Origin of the sequence: Citrobacter sp. TBCS-15 (assembly GCF_005280815.1) — a bacterium.
Taxonomy (GTDB): Bacteria; Pseudomonadota; Gammaproteobacteria; order Enterobacterales; family Enterobacteriaceae; genus Citrobacter; species Citrobacter werkmanii.
Map to the genome: position 1 here is coordinate 1 of NZ_SZWK01000078.1, position 217 is coordinate 217.

Here is a 217-nt window from a genome sequence, read left to right on the forward strand (position 1 = left end):
GCTATTCAAGTTTGCAACTTTGAAAGAATTAATTGACTTGTATCACGAAAATATCAACGCTCCTATTTTTACACAGAATCAACTTCTTGTTAAAATGGGCGAGCAACCAATCGAGGGCGGAGATATTTATGTCACAAACCTTAACGCAGTTGCTGTTAAAAACCTAAGTGATTTACAAGGCAATAGAAAGGACGTAACAAGCACAGATGAAACTAAT

1 protein-coding gene is annotated in these 217 nt (G+C 35.9%); it reads left to right on the forward strand.

Translation table 11 applies throughout. The features are described 5' to 3' along the window. Positions 1–19 precede the first annotated feature (19 nt). The coding region (locus tag FDW96_RS25190; protein WP_212732857.1) for a hypothetical protein at positions 20–217 on the forward strand (198 nt) is incomplete at its 3' end.